General features: G+C 62.4%; 20 protein-coding genes. 10 read left to right on the top strand and 10 right to left on the bottom strand.

The features are described 5' to 3' along the window. Nucleotides 1-91 precede the first annotated feature (91 nt). The gene (locus tag C2L65_RS23975; protein ID WP_035988268.1) at nt 92-517 is read right to left on the bottom strand and encodes an OsmC family protein; all 426 of its coding nucleotides are present in this window, start codon (nt 515-517) and stop codon (nt 92-94) included. Nucleotides 518-843: 326 nt separating this feature from the next. On the opposite strand from C2L65_RS23975, the gene C2L65_RS23980 reads away from it, so the two are divergent. Continuing rightward, complete coding sequence (locus C2L65_RS23980) at nt 844-1,137, top strand: DUF4148 domain-containing protein (RefSeq protein WP_042309004.1); 294 nt, start codon at nt 844-846, stop codon at nt 1,135-1,137. Nucleotides 1,138-1,266: 129 nt separating this feature from the next. Here C2L65_RS23980 and C2L65_RS23985 read toward each other — a convergent pair whose 3' ends face one another. From C2L65_RS23985 to C2L65_RS24000, 4 genes are all read right to left on the bottom strand, one after another. Continuing rightward, entirely contained in the window at nt 1,267-1,821 is a 555-nt protein-coding gene (locus C2L65_RS23985; protein ID WP_042308929.1) for a carboxymuconolactone decarboxylase family protein, read from the bottom strand. A gap of 32 nt (nt 1,822-1,853) precedes the next feature. Beyond that, a complete protein-coding gene (locus tag C2L65_RS23990) occupies nt 1,854-3,191 on the bottom strand; it encodes an aspartate aminotransferase family protein (RefSeq protein ID WP_042308931.1) in 1,338 nt (445 codons plus the stop codon). A gap of 34 nt (nt 3,192-3,225) precedes the next feature. Continuing rightward, nucleotides 3,226-4,266 carry a C45 family autoproteolytic acyltransferase/hydrolase gene (locus tag C2L65_RS23995; RefSeq protein WP_042308933.1) on the bottom strand — a complete coding sequence of 347 codons (1,041 nt, stop codon included), beginning with the start codon at nt 4,264-4,266 and terminating at the stop codon, nt 3,226-3,228. A 125-nt stretch (nt 4,267-4,391) separates the two neighbouring features. Next, on the bottom strand, nt 4,392-5,252 hold the full coding sequence (locus tag C2L65_RS24000; protein WP_035988276.1) for a MurR/RpiR family transcriptional regulator: 861 nt from the start codon (nt 5,250-5,252) through the stop codon (nt 4,392-4,394). Between the two features lie 234 nt (nt 5,253-5,486). Between C2L65_RS24000 and C2L65_RS45620 the strand changes: the two genes are divergently transcribed. The 7 genes from C2L65_RS45620 (at nt 5,487) to C2L65_RS24035 (ending at nt 14,811) form a co-directional block, all read left to right on the top strand. Further along, nucleotides 5,487-6,020, top strand: coding sequence for a hypothetical protein (locus C2L65_RS45620; RefSeq protein WP_143036589.1), 534 nt, complete (start codon nt 5,487-5,489; stop codon nt 6,018-6,020). Between the two features lie 353 nt (nt 6,021-6,373). Further along, complete coding sequence (locus C2L65_RS24010) at nt 6,374-6,610, top strand: hypothetical protein (protein ID WP_042308937.1); 237 nt, start codon at nt 6,374-6,376, stop codon at nt 6,608-6,610. A gap of 292 nt (nt 6,611-6,902) precedes the next feature. Beyond that, complete coding sequence (locus tag C2L65_RS24015; protein WP_042309005.1) at nt 6,903-7,592, top strand: gamma-glutamylcyclotransferase; 690 nt, start codon at nt 6,903-6,905, stop codon at nt 7,590-7,592. A 28-nt stretch (nt 7,593-7,620) separates the two neighbouring features. Beyond that, nucleotides 7,621-8,598 carry a LysR family transcriptional regulator gene (locus C2L65_RS24020; protein WP_042309006.1) on the top strand — a complete coding sequence of 326 codons (978 nt, stop codon included), beginning with the start codon at nt 7,621-7,623 and terminating at the stop codon, nt 8,596-8,598. A 205-nt stretch (nt 8,599-8,803) separates the two neighbouring features. Then, nucleotides 8,804-9,979: an efflux RND transporter periplasmic adaptor subunit gene (locus C2L65_RS24025; RefSeq protein WP_042308938.1), complete on the top strand. Its 1,176-nt coding sequence runs from the start codon at nt 8,804-8,806 to the stop codon at nt 9,977-9,979. Nucleotides 9,980-9,997: 18 nt separating this feature from the next. Then, on the top strand, nt 9,998-13,255 hold the full coding sequence (locus C2L65_RS24030) for an efflux RND transporter permease subunit (protein WP_042308941.1): 3,258 nt from the start codon (nt 9,998-10,000) through the stop codon (nt 13,253-13,255). Nucleotides 13,256-13,266: 11 nt separating this feature from the next. Beyond that, the gene (locus tag C2L65_RS24035; protein WP_042308943.1) at nt 13,267-14,811 is read left to right on the top strand and encodes an efflux transporter outer membrane subunit; all 1,545 of its coding nucleotides are present in this window, start codon (nt 13,267-13,269) and stop codon (nt 14,809-14,811) included. A gap of 512 nt (nt 14,812-15,323) precedes the next feature. On the opposite strand, the gene C2L65_RS24040 is transcribed toward C2L65_RS24035, so the two are convergent. Continuing rightward, a complete protein-coding gene (locus C2L65_RS24040) occupies nt 15,324-16,235 on the bottom strand; it encodes a LysR family transcriptional regulator (RefSeq protein WP_174485059.1) in 912 nt (303 codons plus the stop codon). An 87-nt stretch (nt 16,236-16,322) separates the two neighbouring features. Continuing rightward, a complete protein-coding gene (locus C2L65_RS24045; RefSeq protein WP_042308946.1) occupies nt 16,323-17,897 on the bottom strand; it encodes an MFS transporter in 1,575 nt (524 codons plus the stop codon). Nucleotides 17,898-18,240: 343 nt separating this feature from the next. Here C2L65_RS24045 and C2L65_RS24050 point away from each other — a divergent pair, with 343 nt between their 5' ends. Further along, nucleotides 18,241-18,882, top strand: a complete 642-nt coding sequence (locus tag C2L65_RS24050; RefSeq protein WP_042309007.1) for a glutathione S-transferase family protein — start codon at nt 18,241-18,243, stop codon at nt 18,880-18,882. 106 nt (nt 18,883-18,988) lie between these two features. Here the strand turns inward: C2L65_RS24050 and C2L65_RS24055 are convergent, their stop codons facing one another. Next, the gene (locus tag C2L65_RS24055; RefSeq protein WP_042308949.1) at nt 18,989-19,801 is read right to left on the bottom strand and encodes an acetoacetate decarboxylase family protein; all 813 of its coding nucleotides are present in this window, start codon (nt 19,799-19,801) and stop codon (nt 18,989-18,991) included. 44 nt (nt 19,802-19,845) lie between these two features. Continuing rightward, on the bottom strand, nt 19,846-20,268 hold the full coding sequence (locus C2L65_RS24060) for a tautomerase family protein (protein WP_042308950.1): 423 nt from the start codon (nt 20,266-20,268) through the stop codon (nt 19,846-19,848). Nucleotides 20,269-20,483: 215 nt separating this feature from the next. On the opposite strand from C2L65_RS24060, the gene C2L65_RS24065 reads away from it, so the two are divergent. Next, nucleotides 20,484-21,362 carry a LysR family transcriptional regulator gene (locus C2L65_RS24065; RefSeq protein WP_042308952.1) on the top strand — a complete coding sequence of 293 codons (879 nt, stop codon included), beginning with the start codon at nt 20,484-20,486 and terminating at the stop codon, nt 21,360-21,362. 33 nt (nt 21,363-21,395) lie between these two features. On the opposite strand, the gene C2L65_RS24070 is transcribed toward C2L65_RS24065, so the two are convergent. Next, on the bottom strand, nt 21,396-21,776 hold the full coding sequence (locus tag C2L65_RS24070; RefSeq protein ID WP_042309010.1) for a hypothetical protein: 381 nt from the start codon (nt 21,774-21,776) through the stop codon (nt 21,396-21,398). Nucleotides 21,777-21,822 lie beyond the last annotated feature (46 nt).

The following is a 21,822-nucleotide window of genomic DNA, read 5'->3' on the forward strand; positions in this document are numbered from 1 at the left end:
AAGTGGATGCGGAAGGTTCGTAATGTGCGGAATGGGAAGTTTTGCCCAGCCTGTCTCGTGACCGGGCAAACGCAGAAGATGCGCAGGTTGCTCAGGTTTCGAGCTTCGCGTCCATCGTGATCGTTGCGTTCAACACCTTCGAGATCGGGCAACCGGCCTTGGCGTCGGCCGCTGCCTTGTCGAATGCGGCCTTGTCGCCGCCCGGAATCTTCACTACGACGTCCAGATGCGAGGCCGTCACCGCGAAGCCGCCGCCGTCCTTGTCGAGCGTGACGGTGGCCGTGGTCGCGATGCGCTCCGGTTTGATGTTCGCCTTGCCGAGTTCCGCCGACAACGCCATCGAAAAGCATCCCGCATGCGCCGCCGCAATCAGTTCTTCGGGGTTCGTGCCGATGCCGTTTTCGAAGCGCGTCGCGAACGAATACTGCGTGTCCTTGAGCACGCCGCTATCGGTGGAGATCGAGCCCTTGCCGTCTTGCAGACCGCCCTGCCAGATTGCTGATGCTTTGCGCTTCATTAGTCGCTCCTGTGTCGCGTTCGCGCTGCCGCGTTCCCAACCACGATGCCGGCCGCGACGGTCCCGCCCGGAATCACGCGGCGTCGGCATCGGTCACGCGTGCTGCGCCAAACCCGTGGGCCGTGGGCGTGGACCGAAGCTTCATCATAGGCGGATATCGGTGGCACTGCCGTGAAGCGGCGCGCATGGCCATTATTTCATCCACGGCAAGAATCTTTATCCAATCTGCCGCTTTTTTCATCACCCTCGCGGCAATACACTCTGCCCAACGGTTCGGACATCGGTGTTCAAACCGAACCGATCAACAAATGTTCTCGGAGGTCATCATGAAATCGCTTCTTTCCGCAGTGGTCGTCGCATCCGCTCTGATCGTTCCCGCTGCCGCGTTCGCGCAGCAAGCCAATGGCCCCGTGACGCGCGCGCAAGTTCAGGCCGAACTGGTCGCCGCGCAGCAAAACGGCTCGCTGGACCAGAATGACGTGGCGTATCCGCCCGCCAAGCCGCAATTGGGCGCAACGTCGGGAGCGACGGAAGTCGGCGGCGTGACGGCTGGCTCGTCGCAATCGGGCAAGCGTCCGAGCGTCGAACAGCGCATCTTCTCGACGTTCCGCGGCAACTAAGCATTGTTTGCCGTGACGTAACGCGGCGCGTTTGATTCGACGATCACGCGCCGCCGTCGAAACTGCAAAGGCCCCGGCTGACTCATGAAGTCAGCCGGGGCCTTTGCTTTTGTCGCGCTTGACGCGCGCTTACTCGGGGAACGGCAACGAGTCCTGCCCTTGCGCGCGCATGCCGAACACGTTCAGCGTCATCGCGACCAGCGCGTAATAGCCGAGCAGCCCGACCAGATTGATCACGACCTCGTGGCCGAAGCGCTCGACCGTCTTCGCGTAGGTCGCGTCGGACACGCGCTTCGCGTCGTACAGTTCCGTCGCGAACGCGTAGATGAGCGCATCGTCGGCGTCGGCGAACGAAGGCGCCTGGCCCAGGCGGATCGCCTCGGCGTCTTCGGCGCGCACGCCGGCGTCGATGGCGATCGGATAGTGGATGAACCACTCGGCCTGCGCCTGCCAGCGCGAGGCCGTAACGAGAATCGCCAGTTCCGATAGGCGCAGCGGCAAGCCCGTCTTGTAGCGGCAAAAGGCGCCGAGGCGCTGCGCATGCTGCGCGAGTTCGGGGCTATGAATCCAGCCGAGAAACGGCCCGTTCAGATTGCCGCGCGGTCCCGACAGGATTTCGTCGAGCACGGCTTTCTGGTCGGGTGTCGCGTGACTGGCGTCGAAAGAAGGCAGGCGGTTGGTCATGAATCGCTCTTCGTGCAGGGTGTGTGGGTTGATCAGGCCGCGCCCGATGCCGTGAGCGCGCCTTCGATCGCATCCGTCAGGCGACTGACGATCTGTTCGATATCGCGCGGCGTGCAGATGAACGGCGGCGCGAGCAGCACATGATCGCCGATCTTGCCGTCGACGGTGCCGCCCATCGGGTACACCATCAGCCCGCGCTGGAACGCTTCGCGCTTGATCGCGGCATGCAGCTTCAGTTTCGCATCGAACGGCGTCTTCGTCGCGCGGTCCTGCACCAGTTCCACACCGACGAAGAGTCCGCGTCCGCGCACGTCGCCGATGTACGGATGCTGCGCATAGTGTTCGCGCAGCAGCGAACGCAGTTGCTCGCCGCGCGCTTTTACGTTGTCGAGCAGATGCTCGTCGGCGATCACGCGCTGCACTTCGAGCGCGGCGGCGCAGGCCGTCGCGTGGCCGATATAGGTGTGGCCGTGCTGAAAGAAGCCGGAACCGCCCGTGATCGCCTGATAGATTTTGTCGCTGACGAGCGTTGCGCCGATCGGCTGATAACCCGCGCCAAGTCCCTTTGCGATGGTCAGCAGATCGGGCGAGATGCCGTCCTCTTCGCACGCGAACAGGTGGCCCGTGCGGCCCATGCCCGACATGATTTCATCGAGAATCAGCAACACGCCATAACGATCGCACACTGCGCGAATCTTGCGGAAATACTCGCGCACGGGCGGCACCGCGCCCGCTGTCGCGCCGACGACCGTCTCCGCGACGAATGCGGCGACCGTGTCGGAACCGAGTTCGAGAATCTTCTGCTCCAGTTCGTCGGCGAGACGCTGCGCGAACTGCTCTTCCGTTTCGTCCGCGCGCTGCTCGCGATACGCATAGCACGGGCTCACGTGATGCGCGTCGATCAGCAGCGGCAGGAACGGCTCGCGCCGCCACGCATTGCCGCCGATCGCGAGCGCGCCCAGCGTGTTGCCGTGATAGCTCTGACGCCGCGCGATGATATGCCGCCGCTGCGGCTGCCCCACTTCGACGAAATATTGACGCGCGAGCTTCAACGCCGCCTCGATCGCCTCCGATCCGCCCGACACGAAATACACATGCGCGAGACCTTGCGGCGCGCGTTCGACGAGATAGCTGGCGAGTTCCTCGGCGGGCTGCGTCGTGAAGAACGACGTGTGCGCGTATGGCAGCTCCTGCACCTGACGCTTGATCGCATCGATCACGCGCTGGTTGCTGTGGCCGAGACACGAGACGGCCGCGCCGCCCGATGCATCGATATAACGCTTGCCCGTCGAATCGACGATCTCGATGCCCTCGCCTTTGACGGCGACGGGCAAGGTCTGCTTCGGCATGCGGTGGAATACGGTAGTCATGCGCTTTCCTTGAGTGAGCGGAAGCCAGCGACTTTCAGGCCGCCGTGCGTGCAATGAAGGTTTCGAAAACGACGGCGCGTTGCGCGTGAACACGCAGCGCGACACCGTCGTCACGGAGTTGGAACAGCGCCGTCGCGAGCGTGTTTTCGCCGTCGGGATCGCGTGGGTCGTCGCGGTAGATGGGCAGACCCGTAGGCCCCTTGTCATGCAGCATGTCGACGAGCGCGTCGCCGTCGATCTGCGCGCCGCGCTGTTCGAGCAGCACGCCGACACGCGCCTGACGATCGCATGACGAATCGGTGACGATTTGCGCTTCGGCTTCGCAGCCTGCATGGATCATGTGATTAGCGTGGCCCGAAACGCGCTCGACGCGTTCGACCGAACAGCGCATTGCCGTGGCCTCGACGCTGAACACGCGGCGATCTCCCGCTGCGCCGAGCGTGTGATGAAAGCCGCTCGCGCGCGGCGTGTCGTGCAGAAGCTGCAAGGCTTGATCGAGCGTCGATTGATCGAGCACCGCGCGCGCCAGGATCATGCGCGGCACGCCCGTCACCGGCTGACGGATGCGCAGATTGTTGATCGCCTGCGCGACACCCGCACGGTTCGCCGCGAACGTGTGGCCGGGCAGCGAGCCTGGGTAATAGAAGCTGATGAAGCCTGGCTTGCCCTTCGGCTGGATGTCGACGAGCAATCCCTTGCCAAGCAGGAATGGATCACCGTCTTCGTTGTGTACGATCAGCGTGTCGCCGCTGCGCACGGCCGCGAAAGTCGTACAGCCGTCGGGCGTGTTATGCACCAGTTCGCCGCGGCAGTTCCACAGGAAAATGTCGTCGGCCCGCCAGCCGAGACCCGCCGCCATGCCATCCAGTTCGGCTAGCTGATCCGGACAGTGCGCGCGCGCCGCGTCACGCAGATGTTGCACGAACGCGTGACCGCGCCATGCCTGCACGTCGCGCCACGCGGCGCTCTGCTGCATGTACGCATCGAACGCCGGCCGCGCCAGTTCGCCAAGCTGACGGCCGATTTCAAACGGCTCGCCCGCTATCCGATGCAATTCCCAACCCTGCTTCGACACACGACACCTCGAACATCAATCAACACGCGATGCATATTTATAGTTCATTACAACATATGTTGTCAATGACGACGCAACGCGCCCGTCTGTTGCCTTGACATGGCCTTGAAGGTCGCGGGCGCCGGTCAGGGCACGTAGGCGCCCTTCGCGTGCAGCGACTGCTCGGCGAGTTCGAGTTGCTGGACGGCGTCCGTGCCTTCGAGCGCGAGCAGATGCGCGACCAGCGATTCCGCAATCGCCGTCGCCGCCACCAGCGACGGGAAGAACGACGGGCTTTCGTGCGAGAAGATCAACACCTTGTCGGCGTTCAGCGCGATGGGCGACACGGCGCTGTCGGTGATCGCGATCAGCTTGCTGCCCTTTTCCAGCGCGGCTTCAGCGACGCGCGCCGCCTCGACGGAATATGGCGCGAAACTGACGACGACAGTCGCGCTGTCGCGTTCGATGCCGCGCAACTGCATTTCGAGCGTACCCGCTTCGCCTGACAGCAGGGAGACGGACGAGCGAAACAGCCGGTATCCGTAGACGAAGCCGAACGCGACGGGAAAGCACGACCGGAACCCGGCGACATGCACGTGCGGCGCGCGTCGCAACAGCTTGGCCGCTTCGACGGTGACGCGCGTGTTGTGCGCGGCCGTGACTTCGAGATTGTGCTGTTGCGCGACCAGCAGATCGTGCGCGAGCGCGTCTTTCGCGTGACCCTTGACGAGCGAGCGGGCGCGGCTCGTCAGCGGCTCGGGCCGGGTGCGCACCCGCGCGACGAACAGGTCGCGCAATTCGTTCCAGCCCGGAAAGCCCAGTTGCTGCGACAGCCGTACGAGCGACGCGGGTTGCACCTGCGCGCGCTCGGCCACCTTGCGCATCGACGAGACGGCGACCTCATCGGGATGATCGAGCAGAAACGCCGCGCCCATCTGGAACTGCGGACTGAGTTCGGAGAAACGTCCACGGATCAGGGCGGCGAGCTGGTCGAAGGTGTCGGGCATACGGTGTACCGGGAATGAGGATGACAACAAATGTTATCACCCGGTATGGAGGCGGGCGAATGAAGAGTGGCGTGGTGGACTTGCTGAAGAACCATGATGTTTTGTTCGCTTGCCAACACTTCAAAACGCGAAGTCACCCTGCTTGACCTAACGTAATGGAGCAGCACTCGTCGGCGATTCGAAAGCAGATAAATCATCCCGCGTCGCAATTGCGCCCAAAACAAGGAGTACACCGTGGTTACTGGACCTATCGTCAAGGCACCCGTAGATACCCCCGCCCGCTTTGCTCACGAAGACATCCTGATTGACGGGGCAATCGGCTTTACGTCAACACCCGCTGGACCGATGTTCAACCCTGCCGCGGACAAGTCGGCAATCAAAGTTCCGACTCTCGTCCGTGTCCGCAGCGCAGACGGAGTACCGGTTGAAGGTCTGGTCGCGCGAAATTTCTCGGCCGCTTTCTGGGGCATTGGAGAACTGGAGACAATAAAGGTTTTGTCTTGTGAACCGATGCACAAAAAGAACGGGCCGACATCGGAAGCGGGAATCAGCCTCATGGGCATGTATTTTCTCAATCTGAAAATGCCCGAACTCTGGTGGTGGCAAACGCCCGACAACAAGCGGAACATCACCAATCTGGTTTTTATCCTGAACGTTTCGATTCTCGACACGAGAGGGTCAATCGTTGTGAGTAAGACCGGTCAGGTATTTCTAACCACGCCGTGCCTGCATATGCCTCGCGTCTATCGTGAAGAAGACGATGCGTAGTTCGCGTGAACGCAATGGCCTTCAAATCCCGCTCGACATGCGCGCGCTTACCACCGGCACTCGAAATCCCACATTGCGAAATCATGGCCCGTGTCACAAAACCGAATGCTGCATGGCATCGTGAAAGCGATGCGCATGGGAAAAACTCTTTTCTCAATATGAAATGACACCAGCATCCTTTTGATTTTATGAGCCTTTTTATCCGTTCGAAGCACCACATTCCTACCTCGCGCCAATCACCCGATTCGGTACTCTCTTATACAAGAGGTGGATAACCGACGACGACCAGCCGACCGATCGGCGAACCGGTGCGACCCGCCCAGTGTTCTTTTCATACCGCTGGAGAAAATCAAATGTTGCACGTTTATGTCGAACCCGTACCGAAGGGCCGATGGGGGCCGATCGATGGATACACCGTCGAATTCAAGGACGGCACCAAAGTAACCCCGGAGATCTACCGTTCAGAAATGCTCGCCGTCGGCGAGATCAAGTTGCGTGGCTATGTGCCGCTTCTCGCGAAGGTGCGCATCACCGACAAGGCCGTCACTGAGCACTGGCAAGCGCCCGGGCAACCGCTGCCGCAAGACTGACACCGACCCACCGCGCACATTCGCTGCGCGTAACGCGTGCTTCGCGCCGTCATCGGGCGAAGCACGCGCCCACCCTGCCTGCACCATCACATTCCATCTCGCTGGCGCAACAGCGCTGCTTCACATGCTTCGCGGATGAGTCACCCGATTGTCGCCCCTGCGTCGCCAAAGCGTTTCCGCAGCAACGGTTTATCCGACGCGCGGCCTTCTTCATACTCGTGCCCATTCTAGGGACATGTCGCCGATCACCGCGTCATGTTCCGATGTGACGCAATCTCCACGGGCGACGAAGATGGTGACCAGACAGATCATTGACTCAGGCGCATACCTGCAACACTTCGAATCGTTGCCGGACCTCTGGACGCTCGAACAGATCGCCGCATCGCTCGGAGCAACGCTGCGGGACAAGCCAGCCGACGTCGCCTCGATATGGGTATTCGCCTATGGCTCGCTCATCTGGAACCCGATGATCGAGTTCGACAAGCGGATGGTCGCGACGCTGCACGGCTGGCAACGCAGCTTCTGCCTGCAGATGACAGCGGGCCGCGCAAGCCCGGACAACCCAGGCAGGATGCTCGCGCTTCGTCCCGGCGGGCACACCCGGGGCATCGCGTTTCAACTACGCGCCGCGACATCGAACGACGAGTTGCGGCTCATCTGGATACGGGAGATGGTGCTCGGGTCGTACCGTCCCACCTGGGCGCCCATCACGCTCGAAGACGGCAAGGAGACGCACGCGATTGCCTTCGTCGCCGACGAATCCCGCGAGCAGTTCCAGCACGATTCGTCCGTGCCGACCGTCGCCCCGCTGATCGGGTGCGCGACGGGCACGTTCGGCACCAATGCCGAGTATGTGTTCAAGCTGCACGCTGCGCTTGCGGAATGCGGCGTGAACGATCCTTATGTCGAAGCGATTGTCCACGCAATCGAACGTCCTTCGCACGAATCGCGCGCCGTCCCAGTCTGCCGTGGCGAGCATTGAAAGACGCCTCGACACGAAGCACGCAATCATGGACAAACTTCAGGCGATGCAGGTCTTCACGCGGGTCGTGGACTGCAACAGCTTTTCCGGCGCGGCCGACGCGCTGCAGATGACACGTTCGTCGGTGACGACGATCGTCCAGAATCTGGAGGCATACCTCAAGGTGCGGCTGCTGAACCGCACCACGCGACGCATCAGCCTGACGCACGACGGCGCGGCCTACTACGAGCGATGCGCGCGTATTCTCGCCGAAGTCGAAGACTCCGAAACCTCGCTTTCGACTGCGGCCCTGCCACGCGGAAAACTAAAAGTCGACATGCCCGGCTCGATAAGCCGGCTCGTCGTCGTGCCCGCGCTCGACGACTTCCACGCGCGCTATCCCGACATCGATCTGATGCTCGGCGTCAGCGACAAACCCGTCGACCTCGTGCAGGAAAGCGTCGATTGCGCGATACGCATGGGGCATCTGCCCGACTCGACGCTGGTCGCGCGGCGTATCGGCACATCGGAGTTCGTCACTGTCGCCAGCCCGGACTATCTGTCGCGATTCGGAGAGCCGAAGTCGCTGGTTGAGCTCGACGCTCACGTCGCAGTCAACTATTTCTCGCGCCGCAACGGACGAATCATCGAGATGAACTTCATCGTCGACGGCGAGCCGGTGGAAGTCCGCATGCGTTCGAAACTCGCCGCCAATGACGGCGACGCCTACCTTCAATGCGGACTGCAGGGGCTCGGGCTGATCCAGGTGCCTCACTTCTTTGCTTCGCGCCATCTGCAAACTGGCGCGCTGATCGAAGTGCTGGGCGAATGGCGCCGCGCGCCCCTGCCTGTGTGGGCGGTTTATCCGCACAACCGGCATTTATCGCCGCAGGTCAGGGCGTTTGTCGAGTGGGTGTCCGAGCGGTTCGAAGGCTGTCATCTGCTTCGTAAACGCCCATCCGTAGCGATGAGCCACGAACATCACGGCATCGCACGATCCCAGGAAACGGACCTCGAGCATTCATAGCCCGTTCGCGGACGACTGCGTCGAACGCACTCAACATTGTCGCTCCACAAGCTACAAAGAAACCACTCCCGCCCGCTTTATCCGCCAGATCGCGCAGTCCATACTCGCGGCAACGCTGACAGCCCGCGAACGCAACGGGCTCGCGCAGGAAATCAATTCGACCGCTTCTTCAATGATCCATTTACATTGATAAGGATATCTATCCATGTATACCAACCGAAAACGGATGACCGTCGCGCTCGGTGCTGTCGCCTTCGTTGGCGCTGTCGCCGGGCTTGGCTATCTTCGCGGTCCGCTCAGCGGTCCCGTCGACACCGCCCATGCCGCCGATATGCCGCCAACCGCCGTCGAAGTCGATGTCGCGACGGTCGTGTCTCAGACCATCACGGACTGGCAAAGCTACTCGGGACGGCTCGAAGCCATCGACCGCGTCGACGTGCGCCCGCTCGTACCCGGCACGATCGTCGCCGTGTACTTCAAGGACGGCGCACTGGTGAAAAAAGGCGACCCGTTGTTCACGATCGACCCGCGTCCCTATCAGGCGGAAGTCGATCGCGCGGCGGCGCAACTCGTGGCTGCGAAAGCGCGCGCTGCATATGCGTCGACGGATGCGGCGCGGGCTGACCGCCTGCTCGCCGACAACGCGATCGCAAAACGCGACTACGACGAAAAGCACAACGCGGACCGTGAGGCATCGGCAGCCGTCAAGGCGGCTGAAGCCTCGCTCGAATCCGCTCAGGTGAATCTCGGCTACACGAACGTGACGGCACCGGTGACGGGCCGCGTGTCGCGCGCGGAGCTGACGGTTGGAAACGTCGTGTCGGCGGGCGCCAACGCTCCGCTGTTGACGACCCTCGTTTCCGTGTCGCCCATCTACGCGTCGTTCGAAGTCGACGAACAAACCTATCTGCAGTACCTCGGCCGCGACCGCAATGCAAAGGTGCCCGTCACGATCGGTCTTGCGAACGAGGAAGGCTATTCGCTCAAAGGCACGATCAGTTCGGTCGACAACCGGCTCGACACGTCGTCGGCGACGATTCGCGTGCGCGCGACCATCGACAACCGCGACGGCACGCTCGTCCCCGGCCTTTACGCGCGCGTGCAAGTAGGCGGCGGCGAAGCGCACCCCGCGATCCTCATCGACGACGCCGCCGTCGCCACCGATCAGGCCAAAAAGTACGTCCTCGTCGTCGACGGCGCGAACAAGGTCCATTACCGCGAGGTCAAGCTCGGGGCGCTGCACGACAACCTGCGCGTCGTCGATTCGGGTCTCAAGGCAGGCGAACGCATCGTCGTCAACGGCTCGATGCGCGCCCGTCCGAACGACACCGTGCAGCCTCACGCCGTCGACATGGTCAATGCAGCACGCCAGCCGGCGTAACGGGACGAGAAACCCATCATGAACATCTCAAAGTTTTTCATCGACAGGCCGATTTTCGCGGCCGTGCTGTCGGTGGTGATCCTGCTGGCGGGCGTGATCGCGCTGACGAAATTGCCGACGGCGGAATATCCCGAAGTCGTGCCGCCTTCCGTCGTGGTCCGCGCGCAGTATCCCGGCGCGAACCCGAAAGTGATCGCGGAGACCGTGGCGTCGCCCATCGAGGAACAGATCAACGGCGTCGAGAACATGCTGTACATGCAGTCGCAGGCCAACAGCGACGGCAACATGACGACGACGGTAACGTTCAAGCTCGGCACCGACCCGGACAAGGCGCAGCAACTCGTGCAGAACCGGGTATCGCAGGCGATGCCGCGCTTGCCCGAAGACGTTCAGCGGCTAGGCGTGACGACCGTCAAGTCGTCGCCGACGCTCACGATGGGCGTCAATCTCGTCTCGCCGAACGACCGCTACGACCTGACCTATCTGCGCAACTACGCGCTCATCAACATCAAGGACCGCTTCGCGCAGGTGCCGGGCGTCGGCGAAGTCGTGCTATGGGGTTCGGGCGACTATTCGATGCGCGTGTGGCTCGATCCAACCAAGGTGGCACGCCAGAACCTGACGGCAACCGACGTCGTCAAGGCGATTCGCGAGCAGAACGTGCAGGTCGCGGCGGGCATCGTCGGCGGCGCGCCGATGTCGACCAACATTCCGCTGCAGTTGAGCGTGAACGCGCAAGGCCGCCTGAAAACGGAGGACGAGTTCCGCAGGATCATCCTGAAGACGTCACCCGATGGCGCGGTCACGCATCTGGGTGACGTCGCGCGCGTGGAAATGGGCGCGTCCGATTACGCGCTGCGCGCGGGTATCGACGGGAAGAAGGCCGTTCAGATCATCCTGTTCCAGCAGCCCAATGCGAACTCGCTGCAGATCTCGGACGATATCCGCCGGCTCACAGCCGAAATGCAAAAGGACATGCCAGAAGGCGTCAAAGCCGAAATCGTCTACGACCCGACGCAGTTCGTGCGAGAAAGCATCGATGCCGTGGTACACACGTTGTTCGAGGCGATTTTCCTCGTGGTGGTCGTGGTCATCGTGTTTCTGCAAACCTGGCGCGCTTCGCTGATTCCGCTGCTCGCGGTGCCCGTATCGATCGTCGGCACGTTCTCATTGATGCTCGCGTTCGGCTTCACGATCAACGCGTTGTCGCTGTTCGGCATGGTGCTGGCGATCGGCATTGTGGTCGACGATGCGATCGTCGTCGTCGAGAACGTCGAGCGCAATATCGCGGCGGGTCTCACGCCGCTCGAAGCATCGTATGAGGCGATGCGGGAAGTGAGCGGACCGATCATCGCGATTGCGCTGACTCTGGTCGCCGTGTTCGTTCCGCTTGCTTTCATGTCGGGGCTCACCGGGCAGTTCTACAAGCAGTTTGCGATGACGATTGCGATTTCGACCGTCATCTCGGCGTTCAACTCGCTCACGCTGTCGCCTGCCCTCTCGGCGCTGCTGCTGAAGGACCATCACGCGCCAAAGGATTGGCTCACGCGCGTCATGGACCGCGTCTTTGGTCCGTTCTTCAATCTGTTCAACAAGCTGTTCAATCGCGGTTCCGACGCGTACAGCAAGGGTGTCGGCGGCATCGTCAACCGCAAGCTCGCGATGATGGCCGTATATGCCGTGCTGCTGGGCGGCACTGTCCTGCTGGGCAGGATCGTGCCCGGCGGCTTCGTCCCCGCGCAGGACAAGGACTATTTCGTGAGCATCCTGCAACTGCCCGCAGGCGCATCGCTCGATCGCACCGAGAAGGTGGTGAACGAAATGGGCGACATCGCGCGCCAGCAGCCGGGCGTCAGGCACACGACGGAATTCCCGGGGCTGTCGGTGACGGGCCTGATGAATTCGTCGAGCAGCGGCCTGGTGTTCTCCGTGACCAATCCTTCCAAGGAGCGCGGCAAAGGCGAAAAGGCGGCCGACATCGTCGGCGGATTGAACACGAAATACGCGGGCATCAAGGACGCGGCCATTGCGACGTTTCCGCCGCCGCCCGTCCAGGGTCTCGGCACGATCGGCGGATTCAAGCTGCAGATCGAAGACCGCGGCGCGCTCGGCTACGAAGCGCTGAACAGGGCCACGCAGGCGTTCCTCGCCGCGGCTGCGAAGGCGCCCGAGCTTGGTCCGTCTTTCTCGAGCTATCAGATCAACGTGCCGCAGTTGAATGTCGAACTCGACCGCGAGAAGGCGAAGCAACTCGGCGTGTCCGTGACGGACGTGTTCGACACGATGCAGATCTATCTCGGCTCGCTGTATGTGAACGACTTCAACAAGTTCGGCCGTGTGTATCAGGTTCGGGCACAGGCCGACGCGCCGTTCCGCGCGACGGCGGACAGCATCCTGCAACTGAAGACGCGCAACGACAAGGGCGAGATGGTGCCGCTGTCATCGCTCGTGAAGGTGACGCCGACTTACGGCCCGGAAATGGTGGTGCGCTACAACGGCTATCTCGCCGCCGACATCAACGGTGGACCCACGCCGGGCTACTCGTCGGGCCAGGCGATGGCGGCCGTCGAGCGCATCGCCGCGCAGACTTTGCCGCGCGGCATCCGGTTCGAGTGGACGGATCTCACGTATCAGCAGATTTTGACGGGCAATACCGCGTTCTGGGTGTTTCCCATCAGCGTGCTGCTGGTGTTCCTCGTGCTGGCCGCGATGTACGAAAGCCTGACGTTGCCGCTCGCCATTCTGCTGATCGTGCCGATGAGCATTCTGTCCGCGCTGTTCGGCGTGTGGCTCACGCGTGGCGACAACAACATCTTCACGCAGATCGGCTTGATGGTGCTGGTCGGTCTGTCGGCGAAGAACGCGATTCTGATCGTCGAGTTCGCGCGGGAGCTGGAAATTCAGGGCCGTTCCATCGTGCAGGCGGCTATCGAAGCATGCCGCCTGCGTCTGCGTCCGATTCTGATGACGTCGATCGCTTTCATCATGGGCGTGGTGCCGCTCGTCATCTCGACGGGCGCTGGTTCGGAGATGCGTCGCGCAATGGGCATTGCGGTGTTCTTCGGGATGCTGGGCGTCACGTTCTTCGGCCTGCTGCTGACACCCGTGTTCTACGTGATCCTGCGCAAGCTCTCGGGCGGCAAGCGGCTCAGGGACAAGCACGGCCGCCGTCCGCACGTTCATGGTCCGGACGAGCGTGACGGCAACGAACATGGCGCGAGCGGGAGGCCCGCCGCAGCGGATGCGAAGGTCCGCGAACCGGCCTTGCTGGATTAAGGAGCATCATCATGAGAAGCACATTCTGGAAACAGGGTTTTACGGGTTCGCTGCTGCTTGGCGCGCTGCTGGTCGTCGCCGGTTGCTCGCTGGCGCCGACCTACGACGTGCCCGCGACGCCGGGCGTCAGCGGCACGTTCAAGGAAGCGCCGCCCCAACCGCTTGCGGGTGAAGCAGTGGGTGCCTGGAAAACAGCACAACCTTCCGAGGCCATATACCGAGGCGAATGGTGGAAAGTATTCGGCGACGCGAAGCTCGATGAACTCGAACAGCAGGCCCTCGACGCCAATCAGAATCTGAAGGCGGCCGCGGCGCGCGTGAAGGAAGCGCGCGCATTGAACCAGGCGGCGCGCGCGGGCCTGTTCCCGACGCTCGATGCGGGATTCGGCCCGACGCGGCAACGCGTGTCGGCGTCGTCGCTGTTCGAACCCGACGGCACGAACGTGCCGCAGCAAACCTTCTGGCGCGCGCAGGCTAGCGCATCGTACGAGGTTGATCTGTTTGGCCGCGTCGCGTCGAGCGTCGATGCCGCCAAAGCCGATACGCAACAAAGCGAAGCGCTCTATCGTTCGGTGCTGCTGACGCTTCAGGCGGATGTCGCGCAGAATTACTTTGCATTGCGCGAACTGGATGCCGAAGCGCAGGTTTTCGCGCAGGCCGTGTCCCTGCGCGAACAGGCGTTGAAACTCGTGCAGCGTCGATTTACGGAAGGCGACATCATGGAACTCGATCTGCAACGCGCGCAGGCCGAGCTTGCGTCAGCGAAGTCCGACGCGATGACGGTGCAGCGGCTTCGCGCGGCTTCCGAACACAGCCTCGCGGTTCTGCTCGGCCACGCGCCGGCTGAATTTTCGATGGCGGCCAATCCACTCGAACCCGTCAACTTGCGAATTCCGCCTGGCCTGCCTTCATCGCTACTGGAGCGCCGTCCGGATATCGCTGCCGCCGAGCGCGGCATGGCGGCCGCCAACGCGCGCATCGGCATTGCGAAGGCAGCATTCTTCCCGTCGCTGACATTGACGGGCACGGGCGGCTTCGAATCGGCGACGCTCGGCGATCTCTTCAAATGGAGCAGCCGCGCGTTTCTGCTGGGTCCGCTGGCGGGCACTGCGCTGAACGTGCCGATCTTTGACGGCGGCCGTCGCAAGGGCAATCTGGCGAATGCGCGCTCCGTCTATGAAGAAGATGTGGCGAAGTATCGCCAGCAGGTTCTCGTCGCGTTTCAGGAAGTCGAGGACAACCTCTCCGACATGCGCATTCTCGAAACCCAGACGCGCACTCAGGACGAGGCCGTCAATGCGTCGCAGCGCGCCGCCGATCTCTCCCGCAAGCAGTATGTGGAAGGCGCTGTGAACTATCTCGACGTGATCGACACCGAGAGGACTGTTTTGCAAGCGAGACGCGCCGCCGTGCAACTGCAGGGCGTGCAGGCAGCGTCGACGGTCAATCTGATACGCGCGCTCGGCGGTGGATGGGGTGATGTCGTTCCGCAGCCGGCCGCGCTGGGTGAAGCGGGGCATCCAACCGCGACGCAAACGACGGCCGCACAAAAGTAAGGCTTCATGGGACAACTGTGAGCAGGCTTTCGCGCCATACGCACCACTCCGAACTGGAACGCGAGGTCGGTGTCGCAAGAGCGCAGACTTGTATGACGCGACAACCTACACACAGTTTGCCACCTGGGCGGCAGCAACGATTCGCTGCCGCCGGCCTCTGTACGGGTGATTGAAGGAGGTGATGTGTCTGTCAAGAGCGTTGGCAGCGGGTCTCAGCAAGAACGCCGCCGCGAACGGGACGGGGCCGTTGGGGGCCCGCAGGCAATAACAAGGATTGGCGGTGTTAGCCGCTTTCTTTTGCCTACTTTTCTTTGCGGCGGCAAAGAAAAGTAGGTGCCGCCCCGCACAGGGGCAACGCATGAAGCACGTAGGCATAACGCGGATGCCAGCAAAAGCAAAAGCAAAAGCGAAAGACCAACGGCGTCCGCGCAGAACAAACCTCAAACATCCGGCAGCCACGCCCCCCGAAATCCTCAATAAACCCTTTATCGGAGAGATCGAAACACAAGCGCCTAGCGCCCCTCTCTCTGCAACATCTCCGCGAGATGATTAACGACCGCGCGCGTCTTCGCCGCCATCTTCTGCCCGAGCGAGATGATCGCATGCACGGGTGGCCCATCGACATCGGCATTCGGCAACAGATGAACAAGCCTTCCCGCCTTCACGTAAGGAAGCGCCACGCGATCAAGAATCTGCGCAACACCGAAACCGGCCACAGCCGCTTCCACGAGCGCCTGTCCGTCGGCGAGCACCAGCACGGGCTGTGGCGAATACTCCCTGACAGCATCACTATCCTGCAGCGTCCATGCGCGCAACCTTCCTGAAGGTCCACGAAAAACGATCGCATCGTGTGCAGCGAGCGCGCCGATATCGTGAATGTCGCCGCGCCGTTGAAGGTACTCCGGCGACGCATAGAGCCCGAGCCGCAGATCACACAGCTTGCGCACCGTCAGCTCGCTATCATCGGGCAACGCACCGATACGCACGACGACATCCCATCCTTCACCGATCGGGTCCGACATCCGGTCGGTAAGCGCCACTTCGAGCGTGATCTTTGGATGCTTGTCGCGCAGTTGAATGAAGCTGGGAAGAAGCAGCCGGCCGAACCCCGCAGGCAGATCGATCTTGACGCGCCCCGCCGGCTCCGAGCGTCTCGACGCGAGCTGCTGCTCCGCTTCGCGTAGACCGTCGAGCGCCTGTTGCGCGGCCTGTAGATAGGTCTCGCCATCTTCGGTGAGGCGGACCGCGCGTGTCGTACGCTGGAACAGCTTCGTGCCGAGGCGCGCTTCGAGCCGCTGCACCGCCTTCCCGACATTCGACTTGCTGCTGCCTATTTCTTCGGCCGCGCGGGTGAAGCTGCCGCTCTGCGCGACCGCAACAAAGACCGCGATCTCATTGATCGGTGCATCTGCGCGTTCGTTCATGTGACGATCGATTGGCGTGGAATCGAGGGGTTCGGCCACTTTAGCAGGTCCGTTGCAATTACGCGTGAGACAGCCGTGTGGTTCACGCTATGCGTCCACCGTTTCTTTCAACTGCTTTTCTCGTGTCTGCGCGTCGGGTTCGTCATTCTGACCGGGCGTGCGACTGAGGAATGCGAACGTCGCCATGGCGGATAGCAGCGTGATGACGATCAGCACATGCAGAAGGCGCGTGAATGCATCGGCGTAACTCATCGAGAGCGCGTGACGGGTGGCTTCCGGAAGAATCGCCGCCGCATGGATCATGTCGCCGGCAACGACGCGTTGTGCCGCTTCCGCGATTCGCGCGGCGACTCCAGCGTCCGTATCCGGCACCACGTGCATCAGGCTCGTGTTCGCCAACGCCGCAAGAATGGCCGTCGCGATGGCGAGCGCAATACCTTCACCCGCCACGCGCGTCGTGCTGAATATGCCTGCTGCCATGCCCGCGCGCTCTTTGGGCACGACGCTGACGGACAGGCCATCCATCAACCCCCACGGCATGCCCGCGCCGATGCCGATCACGAGCATCGGCATCACGAGCGCGGCCTTCGCTCCGCTGAAGTCGACGAGGCTCAGCCAGTAGAGTCCCGCCGCGGCGATCAGAAAGCCGACACCGGACAGCACACCCGCCGATACCCAACGCGTACACGATGCAACGAGAAGCGGCACCACCAGCATCGGCGCCGACAGCGCGATCATCAGCACGCCCGCGTCGATTTCGCTGAGTCCTTCCGCGCCGATGAAGCGCAACGGCAGCATCACGACGAGCACGATATAGCAGTAGCACGTCCCCACCGGCAAGATCTGCACGCCGACGAATCGCGGATAGCGAAACAGACTCAGTTCCAGCATCGGCCGCTTCACGCTGGTCTCGATCACGATGAAGGCAACGAGGAAAACGGCGGAAGCGATCAGCAGCAGGACGACGGGCGCGCTGCCCCATCCGCTCGCCGGCGCCTGGATGACACCGAACGTGAACAGAACGAGCGTGGCCGTGAAGGTGATCGTGCCGGGATAGTCGAGGCCCGTCGCGCCCGGATCGCGCGTCTCGCGCATGCGCGGCACGCCGAACATAAACGCAAGCGTGCCGATCGCTGCGATGACCATGAAAATCGAACGCCAGCCGAAATGCTCGATCAGCACACCCGCCATCAACGGCCCGAAAGCGAGGCCGATACCGAAGCTCGTGCCAAGCAGGCTGAACGCGCGGGTGCGCGCATGTCCATCGAACTCCTGAGCAAGCGAAGCAGCGCCGCTCGACAGCGACGCGGCGGCGACCACGCCCTGTGCGCCACGCAAGATGTCGAGCCATAACACCGACGGCACGAAGCTCATCGCCACCGACGTCAGCACGAAACCGCCAAGTCCGACAACGAACAGCTTCTTTCGACCGAACTGGTCCGCGAGTGCGCCCGCCGCCATCAGCAAGCTGCCGAACGTCAACATGAACGCATTCGTGATCCAGGTCAGCGACGTGGCCGTGCCACCAAGATCGCGACCGATTGCGGGAGTCGCGACAGCGCCCCCGGAGAAAGACAGGGGCAAGACTAACGCGGCGAGGCAAACGGCGGCCAGAATCAGCAGCTTGTTGCCCTCCGCGCCGTTAGACGAGGGAGTGCGCATGATCGGGAAAGAGGTAATGACAGGAGAGGTGCCGGTGATGCAACGCTGCATCACGGCTGATAGACAGGGGCCCGATTATGCAGCCCGATACTCACTCGATAAACATCCGCGCGGTATTCAGTGCGTCTCCCACGACGCGACAATCGAAACACGTTGCACCCACACAGAACCGCGTGACGTCCGCATGCCCCTGCCGGATTGTCGCTTGCGAAGCGACTCAGCGACTCTCCTTGGCCCGTTTATCGCGCGAACGAAACTACCCATACTTCGCTGCAACGGTGCCGACGACGGCGCCCCAACGAAACCCGACCCTGACCGGTCCGCGCTAAAAGGAATGTCGATCATGAAGCTCTACATCGCCAAAGCAACCTGCTCACTCGCCGTCCAGCTTGTCGCCAACGAACTCGGCCTCGCGCCGGAACTCGTGCATTTCGACGTGTTCGGCAAGTCGACGTCGAATGGCTCGGCGTTCGCCGATGTCAACGCGCTGCTGTATGTGCCCGCGCTCGAACTCGACAACGAAAGTCAGGACATCCTGACGGAAACGGTCGTGATCGCGTCGTACCTGGCGGACCAGCATCCCGGCTCCGATCTGATTCCGCAACGCGGGACGATCGAGCGCGTGCGCATGGATCAACTGCTGACTTTCGTCGCCACCGAGATTGCGCAAAAACACATTCCGCTGATGCGCAAACTGATGACGCCGGAAGGCATCGAATTCCATACGAACAAGCTGCTGTCGGCCTACGCCGCGCTCGACAAGCGTCTCGCCAATGGACGCCCGTATCTGACGGGCGAGCAGTTCACCGTCGCCGACGCCTACGTGTGGGCAACAATGTGGCATGAGCGTTCGGGTGTGAAGCTCGACCATCTGACGAACCTGATGGCCTACGTGGCGCGCGTCGAAGCCCGCCCGTCTGCGCAGAAGGCGCTCAGCGACGAAGCGGCCGTCGTTGCCCGCCATGAAGAACGGCTCGCGGCGTAACAGCCGTCGCGTATTGCGCGATCAAATGCGCAACGAGCCACGCGGCCTGGAAGCCTTGCTTCCTGGGCCGCGTGGCTTCACTTCGATAGCGGTGTGATCGTCAATCTCACGCAGCCTGCGTGCCGTCGCTCAGCGTCTTCAGGTCCGTCACCGTGTACGACATCGACAGCCGATAACCCGCGCCGACCCGCACAGGCGCGAGATCGGAAATCTCTTCCCCCTCGGCGACGGGCAAGCTCAGTTGCCCCTCGCCTGCCCACACGTCGGCCATGCGGGGGTCGTCCATGATCGACATCACGAGTTCGTGGACGGCGGGCGTCTCATGCTGCCCGGCAGCCAGTCTCGGGAAGTGACGCAGATTCACGATCGGTCGTCCGGCGAGACTGACCGTTGAAGGATCGTCCACCTTGCCCGTCAACTTGACCTCTGCACGCGCAATGCGCTGGCCCGCCGCCGATGCCGTTGCCGCAAAGCGCGAGCCCGGCGCTACCTGCGCAGCAGCGAGGCTGGGTGCCGCGAACGTGCGCGTCTGGTACACGGCGCCGAGGCGCTTCGGAAAGCCCTGAATCAGGCCGCGCATCATCGCCGAATCGTTGTCCACGAAAATGTACGGGCAGTATGCGACTGGCTGACCTTCATACAACGCATCGACGAGCAGGAAGAACTCGCGGTACTGATAGCGCGCCGGGTCCAGCAGTTCATCGTTTTGGCCCGTGAACTGCCAGTCGACGAACAGCGCCGTTGCGTGACCCGGCGACGACGGATCGACGCTCAGACCCGCCGGCAACGTCGCAGCCACAGCGGCGGGATCGGCCCAGAACTCGACGATCAGAAAGTCGCCCGAATAGTGCCACGGCGGCGGCGGCGCAATGCTCGACAGACCACGGGGCGACAGAGGAACGGCGTATTGCTTCGACATGATGTTCTCCAGAATCAGATTTGAGTAAGGCGGATGGCGATGTTTCAGGCGGCAGTGCCGGCGGCTGTCGAGCCGTCCGCTGCCAAAGCTGCGCTTCGTCCGGCGAGTCCGTTTCCTGCCGACCAGTTCTCGCCCGCCACCTCGACGAGGTTGATGAACACATCGGCGGGTTTGACGCCCGGGTTCTTTTCGAGCCGCGCAACGAGGTCCTGATAGAAACGTTGCTTGTCGTCGGCTGAACGGCCCGCTGTCAGCGTGATCTGGATCAGCAGCACGTCGGACGAGCGCGTGAACGGGAAAGTCGTGTTGACGTGAAAGTTCGCATCCTCGTGTTCGCTGACGGTCATGAAGAACGTCTCCGGATGCACGCCAAGCGACGTGTGAAGCGTTTCGTGGATACCTTCGAGAACGGCAGTGCGGTACGCAGCGGGTTTGCCGCTGCGCATCGAGACATGGGTCATTGGCATTTGAAGCTCCTGAAGTGCGTTTGCTTGAGATGAATCTTAGGGTTGCACTTCGATAACAACAATTCATCACTAAGTATTTCTGTGATGAATTTCACCAATGATTGAAAACACGCTTTCTTGCTTCGTCCCGCTTTGTGGGTGCAGTATCGCGCTGAATCTGCGAAAAACCAGGCACTCGTCTATGATTTAGATTCGCGATGACTGGAGCCGCTAACATGAGCACCGATTATCAATCTCCGACGCGGCGCCTCGACCTCGACGACGTTCAGGCATTCGTGCTGGTCGCCGACCTCAGCAGTTTCACGCGCGCCGCCGAAGTGCTCGACATCACGCAATCGTCGATCAGCCTGAAGATGAAGCGGCTCGAAGAACGGCTCGGGCGCCGCCTTCTCGAACGCACGCCGCGGCGCGTACAGTTGCTGCCCGAGGGCGCGGCATTCCTCGCGGCCGCGCGGGAGTTGCTGAGCGCGCACGACCGCGCGCTCAATCCGACAGTGCAGGCGCAACGCAGCCTGCGCCTGGGCATCATCGACCACACCGCCGCGGACGGGTTGATACCGTTGATCGCCCGCATTTCCGCGCAGGACCCTACGTTGCGGGTCGAAGTGAAGATCGGTGCGTCCAGCGAAATGCTCGCCGGTTACGACTCCGGCGAACTCGATGCCGTCTTCGCGCGACGCGACGCGACGCGAAGGGACGCGGAAAAACTGTTCGTCGAACACTGTGGATGGTTTGCCTCGCCGCAATGGATGCACAGTCCCGGCGAGCCGTTGCGGATCGCGTCGCTGTCCGCCCCTTGCGGCGTGCGCGCGAACGCGCTGAAGGCGCTCGATGAAGCCGGCATCAAGTGGACTGAGGTATTTGTCGGTGGCGGCATCGGCACGGTGGGCGCCGCCGTGATGGCAGGTCTTGCAGTCGCGCCCATGACGCGGCGCGGATGCCCGCCGCGAGCCGTCGATGTCGGCAGCCGGCTCGGCTTGCCGCCGCTCGCGCCGATCGAAATCGCCGTCTATACGCGCGTGCGAGACGCCGGCATGAGAGAAACGATCCGCAGCCTGGGCGCCGCGTTGCGTACGACGAACGCGTCGGCTTGACGCGGCCGCTTAGTGACCTGCTTAGTGCCCCGCCTACTTCGATGCAGTGCGCCCGTCCTTGTCCACGCCGTCAGCCTGAGGACCATGCGCGGCGCAGGCTTCAAGCGCGACGACGGCTTTTCTCGCCACAGCCATCGTTTCGTCACACACGGCGCGTCGCACTGACTTCGGACAACCGCCGTTTGCGGCGATCTCATCGAGTGCGCCCTTGGCCTTCTTGAGCGCGGCCTCCGGAGAACCCGTATCCGCGATCAGCTTCGCGATGTTGAACACGCTACCCGACGGCAGAATCACGAAGTCAGGACAGGTGGACCCGGCGTAGGCTGGCGTCGCGAGCAGCAGCGCGAATGCCGCGGGAACAAGCCTGGGAACAAGCGCGGGAACACGCCCAATGGAGCGAGAGTTGATCGTCATGACGGGCGACCTCTGAATGGACATCGACGCTGTCGTCGGTTGAATC

It is taken from the genome of Paraburkholderia terrae, assembly GCF_002902925.1.
GTDB classification, from domain to species: Bacteria; Pseudomonadota; Gammaproteobacteria; order Burkholderiales; family Burkholderiaceae; genus Paraburkholderia; species Paraburkholderia terrae.

Bases quoted from the DNA above. Each gene is read 5' to 3' on its own strand.
- C2L65_RS23975 (WP_035988268.1), bottom strand. From the start codon at position 517: ATGAAGCGCAAAGCATCAGCAATCTGGCAGGGCGGTCTGCAAGACGGC.
- C2L65_RS23980 (WP_042309004.1), top strand. From the start codon at position 844: ATGAAATCGCTTCTTTCCGCAGTGGTCGTCGCATCCGCTCTGATCGTT.
- C2L65_RS23985 (WP_042308929.1), bottom strand. From the start codon at position 1,821: ATGACCAACCGCCTGCCTTCTTTCGACGCCAGTCACGCGACACCCGAC.
- C2L65_RS23990 (WP_042308931.1), bottom strand. From the start codon at position 3,191: ATGACTACCGTATTCCACCGCATGCCGAAGCAGACCTTGCCCGTCGCC.
- C2L65_RS24000 (WP_035988276.1), bottom strand. From the start codon at position 5,252: ATGCCCGACACCTTCGACCAGCTCGCCGCCCTGATCCGTGGACGTTTC.
- C2L65_RS24010 (WP_042308937.1), top strand. From the start codon at position 6,374: ATGTTGCACGTTTATGTCGAACCCGTACCGAAGGGCCGATGGGGGCCG.
- C2L65_RS24015 (WP_042309005.1), top strand. From the start codon at position 6,903: ATGGTGACCAGACAGATCATTGACTCAGGCGCATACCTGCAACACTTC.
- C2L65_RS24020 (WP_042309006.1), top strand. From the start codon at position 7,621: ATGGACAAACTTCAGGCGATGCAGGTCTTCACGCGGGTCGTGGACTGC.
- C2L65_RS24025 (WP_042308938.1), top strand. From the start codon at position 8,804: ATGTATACCAACCGAAAACGGATGACCGTCGCGCTCGGTGCTGTCGCC.
- C2L65_RS24030 (WP_042308941.1), top strand. From the start codon at position 9,998: ATGAACATCTCAAAGTTTTTCATCGACAGGCCGATTTTCGCGGCCGTG.
- C2L65_RS24035 (WP_042308943.1), top strand. From the start codon at position 13,267: ATGAGAAGCACATTCTGGAAACAGGGTTTTACGGGTTCGCTGCTGCTT.
- C2L65_RS24040 (WP_174485059.1), bottom strand. From the start codon at position 16,235: ATGAACGAACGCGCAGATGCACCGATCAATGAGATCGCGGTCTTTGTT.
- C2L65_RS24045 (WP_042308946.1), bottom strand. From the start codon at position 17,897: ATGCGCACTCCCTCGTCTAACGGCGCGGAGGGCAACAAGCTGCTGATT.
- C2L65_RS24050 (WP_042309007.1), top strand. From the start codon at position 18,241: ATGAAGCTCTACATCGCCAAAGCAACCTGCTCACTCGCCGTCCAGCTT.
- C2L65_RS24055 (WP_042308949.1), bottom strand. From the start codon at position 19,801: ATGTCGAAGCAATACGCCGTTCCTCTGTCGCCCCGTGGTCTGTCGAGC.
- C2L65_RS24060 (WP_042308950.1), bottom strand. From the start codon at position 20,268: ATGCCAATGACCCATGTCTCGATGCGCAGCGGCAAACCCGCTGCGTAC.
- C2L65_RS24065 (WP_042308952.1), top strand. From the start codon at position 20,484: ATGAGCACCGATTATCAATCTCCGACGCGGCGCCTCGACCTCGACGAC.
- C2L65_RS24070 (WP_042309010.1), bottom strand. From the start codon at position 21,776: ATGACGATCAACTCTCGCTCCATTGGGCGTGTTCCCGCGCTTGTTCCC.